Origin of the sequence: Plantactinospora endophytica, from assembly GCF_016862915.1 — a bacterium.
In the GTDB taxonomy this organism is placed as follows: Bacteria; Actinomycetota; Actinomycetes; order Mycobacteriales; family Micromonosporaceae; genus Plantactinospora; species Plantactinospora endophytica.
The window spans coordinates 311,778-319,795 of sequence record NZ_BONW01000019.1 but is presented as its reverse complement, the minus strand read 5'-3'; the positions used below and the strand labels follow the sequence as shown (position 1 = coordinate 319,795).

The window sequence follows — 8,018 nt, the reverse complement described above, 5'->3', positions numbered from 1 at the left end:
AAATCGAGATCCGGCGGCTTGGCCGGGAGTGGGGCGGCGGCGACCGCACCGCCGATGCCGATGCCCGCCCGCCCGTTCCCGGACGGCCCGGACGCCGGCAACAGGCCGGACGCCGGCCCGGACGAAACCGGTACCGGTGGGTCGGCCGTGGCCAGCGCCGACGGGGCTGGTACGGACGCACCGGCTGCCGCCGACACCGGCGAGATCGGTACGGCCTGGCTCGGGGGCACCAGCGGGACCGGTACCGGTGAACTCACCGCGACGTCTGCCGCGCCGACCGGCGGACCCGCCGGGTGGGGTGTCCGCGACGCCCGCCCGGCGACGTCCACCCCGCTGGCATTGCCGAGGTAGGCGAGTATGACGTCGCGTTGGGAGGCGATCAGCTCGCGGTTGGTCCGGAGGAACTCGGCAAGTAGCAGTTCGTCACCGCCCTGCCGACCGGCATGGGTGTCACGGCCACCGGCGGTGGGCGCGGCATAGGTGTCACGGCCACCGGCGGTGGGCCTGATTGTCCTGGTCATCGACGACTCCTTGATGCGTCGTGGGGGCGTCATGCCGCCGGTGGGGCTGGCGCCATCGCGGTCACGGACGAGTTGCCCGTCGACAGTCCAGAAGGGACGACCGTCGGAGGCGGCAGCGGCGACTTCGACGGCGTCGCGGCCGTGGAACAGCCAGCCGGTCTGCACGGGTACGCCGGCACAGGCGAGCTGTGCCGCGGCGACGAGGAAGTCCCGGAGCCCCTCGCCGGTACGCCTGTCGCAGGCGACGGCGAGGTACGGCCGGTCGGCGAGGGTGGCCCGGACCAGACCGGTGAGCACCTGCTCCGGCCCGACCTCGACGAAGGTGCGTACGCCGGCCGCGTACATGCCTTCGATCTGTTCGACGAAGCGGACCGGGGCGCCGAGCTGGGCGGCGAGTTCGTGCCGTACCCGGTCTGCGTCCATCGGATAGGCGGTGGCGGTGCGGTTCGACCAGACCTCGACGTCCGGTGCGGTGACCTGGTGGGCGGCGAGCGCCTGCGCGAAGCGCCCCGCCGCGTCGGCGACGAGCGGGCTGTGGAAGGCGCAGGCGACGTTGAGGTGCCGGGCCGTCAGGCCGGCGGCCTTCAGCGCGGCGATCGCGTCCTGCACGGCGGCGGTGGGGCCGGAGATCACCTGTTGGGTGGGCGCGTTGCGGTTGGCCAGTACGACCCGGTCGGCGAGGCCGGCACCGGCCAGGACCGCGCCGACGCGGTCGGCGGTGGCGGTGACCGCGGCCATGGTGCCGGGATCGTCGCCGGTGGCGGCGAGGATCGCGTCGGCGCGTCGGCGACTCAGCTCCAGCAGGGTCGGCGGGTCGTAGGCACCGGCGACGCACAACGCGACGAGTTCGCCGTAGCTGTGCCCTGCGGTGAGGTCGGGGTGGATGTTGAGCCGGCGCAGCAGGTGGTCGACGGCGAGGCCGCCGATGCCGAGACCGGGCTGGGCCACTCGGGTGTCGCGGATCCCCTGCCGCTGGGCGCGTTCGGTGTCCGGGTCGAACGCGGCCGGTGGAAACAGCAGGTCCGCCATGTCCGCACCCAGTTCGAGGTACCGGCGCACCTCCGGAAAGGTGACGAAGAGTTCGGACAGCGCACCGGGGTACTGGCTGCCCTGTCCGGGGAACAGGAACGCCACCTTTCCGCCGGCCGTACCCTCCGCCGGCTGCCGGGGTGGCTGGACGAGTCCCCGCCCGGGGTCGTGCTCACCGGCGAGGGCCCGGCGCAGGAGTTGGTCGAGGTCGGCCGGGTCGCGGGCGACGATCGCGACCTGGACGGGTCCGGAGCGTGGGTCGGCCGCCGAGGCGGCGGTGACGGCCAGGTCGCGCAGTCGCCACGGCCGGCCGTACCGGTCGGTGGTCCGCAGCGCGGCGGCCAGTTTCTGCACGGCCCGGTGCGCCGTGGGCCGGTCCGGGCCACGGAAGCAGAACAGCTCGGCCGGCCACTCCTGCCGGGCGTGGCGCGGTTCGGGTGTGTGCGGGTGCGCGGCGAGCACCAGGTGGTAGTTGGTGCCGCCGAAGCCGAACGCACTGACCCCGGCGATCCGCTCACCGGCCGCGACGCCCCACGGGCGGGCCTCGGTGAAGAAGGCGAACGGGCTGCGGCTTGGATCCCACGCCGGGTTGGGGCGGGTCAGGTTGATGGTCGGCGGCCTGATCCCGGCGTACAGCGCGAGCGCCGTCTTGAGCACTCCGGCGAGCCCGGCGGCACACTTGGTGTGCCCGATCTGCGACTTGACCGAACCGAGCGCACAACTGCCCGGCTGCGCGCCGGAGGAGACGAAGAGTCGGGTCAGGGTCTCCAGCTCGGTACGGTCCCCGACGACGGTGCCGGTGCCGTGCGCCTCGACCATCCCGACCTGTCGCGGCGAGATGCCGCCCCGGGCGTACGCCCGGTCGAGCGCCCGGCGCTGCCCCTCGGCACGCGGCGCGGTCAGGCCCAGGGCGCGCCCGTCGCTGGAGGCACCGAGCCCTTTGATCACCGCGTAGACGCGGTCACCGTCGCGCTCGGCGTCGGCGAGCCGCTTCAGCACCACGCACGCCACGCCCTCGCCGAGCGCGATGCCGTCGCCGGTGCTGTCGAACGAGCGGCACCGGCCGGTCGGGGACAACGCGTGCGCCGAGGTAAACATCAGGTAGTCGTTGATGCCGTTGTGCAGGTCGGCGCCACCGCAGATCATCAGGTCGCTGGTGCCCTCGGTGAGTTCCTTGCATCCGGCGTCCACGGCCGCCAGCGACGACGCGCACGCCGCGTCCACGGTGAAGTTGGGCCCGCCGAGGTCCAACCGGTTCGCGATCCGGCCGGCGATCACGTTGGCCAGCACGCCGGGGAACGAATCCTCGGTGACCCTGGGCAGTTGGTCCTGCAACGCCGCCGGCACCTCACCCAGATAGGCGGGCAGCATCGTACGCAGCGTCTGCGCGTGCCCCATGTCGCTACCCGCCTCGGCGCCGAACACCACCCCGGTACGCGAGTGGTCGATGCCCGGCGTGTCGTAGCGGTACCCGGCGTCGACGAGGGCCCGGTGCGCGGTCTCCAGAGCCAGTAACTGGGTCGGATCGGTACTGGCCAGCGCCGCCGGCGGGATGCCGTACCCGATCGCGTCGAACGGCACCGGCGCGAGGAACCCGCCCCACTTCGACACGCTGATCCGGCCCGCCTGACCCGGCCCCACCTCGGATGCGTAGTACGTCTCCACCGGCCACCGCTGGGCGGGTACCTCGGTGACGGCGTCCCGGCCGCTGAGGATCGTCTGCCAGAAGCTGGCCAGGTCCGGTGAGTCCGGGAAGACGCAGGACATCCCGATGATGGCGATGTCCAGCGGTGTCGTCGGTGTCGACCCGGCCGGCTCGACGCCCGCCCCGAGCGTCGCCGCCAGCGCCGCGACCCGCTCGGCCTGGAAGCGCTGCGCCCCGACGGTCACGTCGGTGTGCAGGGCGGCCACCGTCGTCTCCGCGTGCCGCAGCACCGCCACCTGGCCGGCCATGAACAGCCCTTCGGCGCGCTGACCCGCCTCGTCCACCGCGACCAGGGCAGCTCCGTCGCGCCGTCGGCCCTTGCTGGCGATGCGCAGCCGGCCGACGTTGAGCATCTCCAGCCGCTCCCACACCTGCCGGCCGGCCGCCCCGGCCGCCACCAACTCCCGGCGTACCCGGTGGAAGTCGTCGACGTACGGGCTGGGCAGGCAGCGCGTCACGTGTCCCGGTGCCGTCTCCAGCACCGCCGTCTCCGTCGCCGCGATCACCTCACGCTGGAACAGCGGTTGGATCGCCCCGTGCTCGACCGCCTCCCTGGTGAACAGGTACGCGGTACCCATCAACACCCCGACCTGCGCACCGCGCCGCGCCAACGGCCCCGCCAGCGCCGCCACCATCGCCGCCGAACGCGCGTCGTGGACGCCACCGGCGAAGAACACCTGTACCTGCGCGGCGGTCCCGGCCGGCGCGTCGTCGAGGAACTCCTCCAACGCCAGCGCCTGCGCCTCCCACAGCGGAAAGCTCGTCCGCGGCCCCACGTGCCCGCCGCACTCGGCACCCTCGAACACGAACCGCCGCGCCCCGGCCCGCAGGAACTGCCGCAGCAGACCCGGTGACGGCGTGTGCAGGAACGTGCTGATGCCCTCGGCTTCGAGCGCCTTGGCCTGTGCCGGCCGGCCACCCGCGATGATCACCACGCGCGGCCGGACCTCGCGTACCGCCGAGAGCTGCGCCGCCCGCAGCTCCTCCGGGACGAAACCGAGCACGCCCACCCCCCACGGACGTTCACCCAGCGCCTGCGCGGCGTCCCGCAGCATCCGCCGGGACTGTTCGCCGCTGGCCAGGGCGAGCGCGACGAACGGCAGGGCGCCGTCGGCGGCCACCGCCGCCGCGAACCCCGCGACGTCGCTGACCCGCGTCATCGGCCCCTGGGCCACCGGTACCCGCACACCCAACGCCCGGGCCAGCGGTGCACCCGGCGCCAGCACCCCACCGGGCACGGCCTCCCCGACCACGTCCTCGATCGATTGGCGGACGCCGCGCACCGCCGCGGCCGTACTTCCCCAACGGTCCCGGAACACCGCCGCCAGCCAGCCGTCCTGGCCCACCGGCAGCACCTCGGCGGTGCCGTCCCGCCGACCGTCCCGGCGTATTCCCCGCACGCCCTCGTGCAGCACCGTCAACGAGCCGTCCATCCGCCCGATCACGGCCCGCACGTCCTCCGGCAGGTCCGACTCCGGCATCAGCGCCAACTGGCTGTCCAGTATCACGCCGGCCGCACCGCCGAGCACGCAGGCGGCGGCCGTACGCGGCCCGATGCCACCGGCCACCCAGACCGGCAGGCGCAGCGCCTCGTCGGTCAGCAACTGCTGCACCAGGACGAACGAACTCAGTTCGCCGACCCGCCCGCCCGCCTCCGAACCGCGCGCGATCAACCCGTACGCGCCGGCTTCGGCCGCCGTACGCGCCTCGGCCCGACTGGTCACCTCCACCAGTACCCGATGCCGCCGCGCGACCTCGCGCGGCGACCACGCCCCGTCCGGCGGCAACACCACCAGGCTCAGGCGGCCCTGCGCGGCGCGCTCCACGTCGGCCATCGTGGCGGCACAACCTGCCGGAACCCGCACCCCGACGGGCCGCGCCGACCACGACGCGGCCTGTTCCAGCGCCGCCAACGCCCGGCGGTCACCTCGGGCAAGATCCAGGACACCGAGGCCGCCGCCGGCACCGGCGGCCACCACGATCCGCGGACCGGGCTCTACGCCGCTACACGGGTTTATGACGATGACCGGCTCACTCCCGGCGGGCGCAGTACTCATCGAACTCCCTCATCGGGTCAGCTGCGCGGGCGCTCCAGCACTCCGTCCGCGGTGCGGGGAGATGTCGTGGACGCCGGCCTAGCCTCTGCTCCCATTTGGGGGGATTCTACGTGCGGATGCGCGAAGAGCCGGATTAGCGATCTGTCATCTTTTATCTGATTACTAGCTAACTATGGATCTCCTGGGACAACTATCCTATTCTGTCCGGCTCACCGCGCCCCGTGCGGCCACGCTCCGTCCGCCGCGCGGCCGGCGTCCCCCGCGGTGACCTGCTGGTACTGCGGGATCCCGGCGGTGGCGCACAGCCCTCGACCGCTTCCATGCCTTTCGCACCTGACGCCCGATTCACGAGCTATTGTCATGATGTAGTTAGTTGCCACCTACCTCGGGCTGGAGCTGTCGATGTTGGCAGGACATTCGTCTTCGTACCGGTTCCAGCAGACGTAAGCGGGTTGCCGGCACCGGCAGAACCGCCGCCGCCCTCCCACCCGGAGTACGGCGTCAGCGATCTTCACCATGGGGCGTCACCCTCCCGCGACCAGCGGGTGCTTCGCCCTGCCCATCGGGCGGTGCCTGCTCCCCGGTCCTCCGCCTACGCCGAGGTTCGTGGCGACAAGCCACGCGACGAACCCGCTATCAGGAAAGGATCACGCATGGACAGGACCCGGAACGTTGCCCGGTCACTGCTCCCCACCGCGACCGTTCTGGCAGCCACGCTGACGCTCGCCGGCCTGCCGGCCGCGCACGGCACCGCCAGCGCCGGACCGGCCGTACAGAAACACCTGCTCGACGACGTGTCACCCGACGCGGGCGAGCGGTCGGCACCGCCAACCGCCAGACAGTCGGCGGCACCGGGCGACAGACAGCGGGCGGCACCGACCGCCGGACCATCGGCGGCACCGGGCGCCGTACCGTCGGCGGCGCCACCAGCCGTAGAGTCGGCGGAAGCGGGGGGCAGATCGGAACTGCTGGCGAAGGCCATGCCGGACGAGTGCTTCGGCGGGATCGGTACGCCGTCCCCGCCACAGTGGCAGTGCGAGTACGGCAAGCCGAAGGTGAACCAGTCGTACGTGTGGGGGCTGACCAAGTCGGGCAACCACCTGTGGTTCGGCACGGCGGCCAACGTCCACTGCCTCACCCTCGGGATAAGCCTCACCGAGGCCAAGCCGATCGAGAACGACGACTACGTGTGCGAGTACGGCGAGAGCCGGCAGCGGGCCACGAACCCGTTCATACCGCCGGCAGCGGGTGACTGGCGCCCGCCGAAGGTCTACCTCTACGACACGTCGACCCGCAAACTGACCGACAAGACGGCAGCCATCACCACGAAGTCCCCGCTCGACCGGGTTCGGCTGGAGTCGACGGTCGGGATCCGTGCCGCCGGCACGCACCGGGGCGTGGTGCTGCTCGGCGGACCGGGCGTCCTCGGCATCAACCTGTTCGCCTTCGACGCCAAGTCCGGCCGGTACCTCGGGTCGACCACCGTCGCGGCGTACGGCACCATCCGGCACATCGTGGTGGCCGACGGGGCTCTCTACGCCGGTGTCGGCGCCGGACCCGACGGTCTGGCCGGAGGTGCGGTGCTGCGCTGGACCGGCAGCAAGTCCAGCCCGTTCAGGTTCACGGTGGTGGCAAAGCTGCCGGCACAGGTCGCGGACCTCGTCGTACACAAGGGACGGATGTTCGTCACGACCTGGCCCAGCATCGGGCGTGGTCTCAAGTCCAGCACCATCGCCGGTGTCTGGATGAGCGGGTGGTTGACGGACGGAAAGCGGGGCCTCACCGCGAGCGACGCCGGTTCCTGGCGGCAGGTGTGGAGCGCGGCGCAGTACGAGCCGGACAAGGCCGTGGCCGCGTCGTACGGCCTCGGCGGTCTCGCCTCCTACGGCGGTCACCTCTACTGGGGGACCATGCATGTGCCGATGAAGGCCACGCAGGCGCACGCGCTCCGCTACCGGCCGGCGAGTGACGAGGAGAGCAGCATCGCGGTCCAGAACACGCAGCGCTCGACGAGCGTCTTCCGGGCCAGCAACTTCGACAAGGGCAAGGCCAAGGCCCAGTTGCTGTACGGCGCGGCGGAACTGCCCGCGTTCGACCCGGACGCGAAAGACGGGGCGGGCGAGTGGCAACTCCGCCCGACCGGCTACAAGCCGAAGTTCGGCGAGTCCGGATTCGGCAACTCCTACAACAACTACACCTGGAAGATGGTGGTGGCCGGCGGTTCGTTGTACGTCGGCACCATGGACTGGACCTATGTCGGCAAGGACCTGCCGTCGACGGTCAGCGTACCGGTCCAGGCCGGGCTCGGTGACGCCGTTCCCGCCACGTCCGGGGCAGACCTGTGGGTCTTCGACAACCCGAAGAAGCCGGCCAAGCCGGTCAGCACCACCGGACTCGGGAACTACCTCAACTACGGGATCCGCACCATCGTGGCCGACCGGTCAGCTCTCTACCTCGGTATGGCGAACCCGATGAACCTGCGGACCGACAGGGAGGACGATGTTCCGGAGGGCGGTTGGGAGCTGATCCGGCTGCCCCTGGCCAACCCCAGGTCGCCCGCTACCAAGCGGTGACCCTTAACCAGGTAGAGATGGCCGGTCCCGGTCGGAGGCAACAACGATCCGCCGGGAAGTGACCATCGCGTGCGGTCGTTGGCCGGTCGGCGGTTGCCGACCGGCCAACGACCATCGGTGACGAGTAGCAGGA

The 8,018-nt window shown here is 71.9% G+C and carries 2 protein-coding genes; one reads left to right on the top strand and one right to left on the bottom strand.

What is annotated here, in order from left to right:
* Window positions 1–5,090: type I polyketide synthase (locus Pen02_RS20820; RefSeq protein WP_239141027.1), on the bottom strand; the 5,090-nt coding region annotated here is incomplete at its 3' end.
* A gap of 875 nt (window positions 5,091–5,965) precedes the next feature.
* On the opposite strand from Pen02_RS20820, the gene Pen02_RS41895 reads away from it, so the two are divergent.
* Window positions 5,966–7,885 (top strand): PT domain-containing protein, encoded by a 1,920-nt coding sequence (locus tag Pen02_RS41895; RefSeq protein ID WP_239141026.1) that lies wholly within the window; start codon window positions 5,966–5,968, stop codon window positions 7,883–7,885.
* The last annotated feature ends 133 nt before the right edge of the window (window positions 7,886–8,018 follow it).

What these genes read in the sequence shown, in the direction of transcription:
- Pen02_RS41895 (WP_239141026.1), top strand. Translation starts at nt 5,966, where the DNA reads ATGGACAGGACCCGGAACGTTGCCCGGTCACTGCTCCCCACCGCGACC.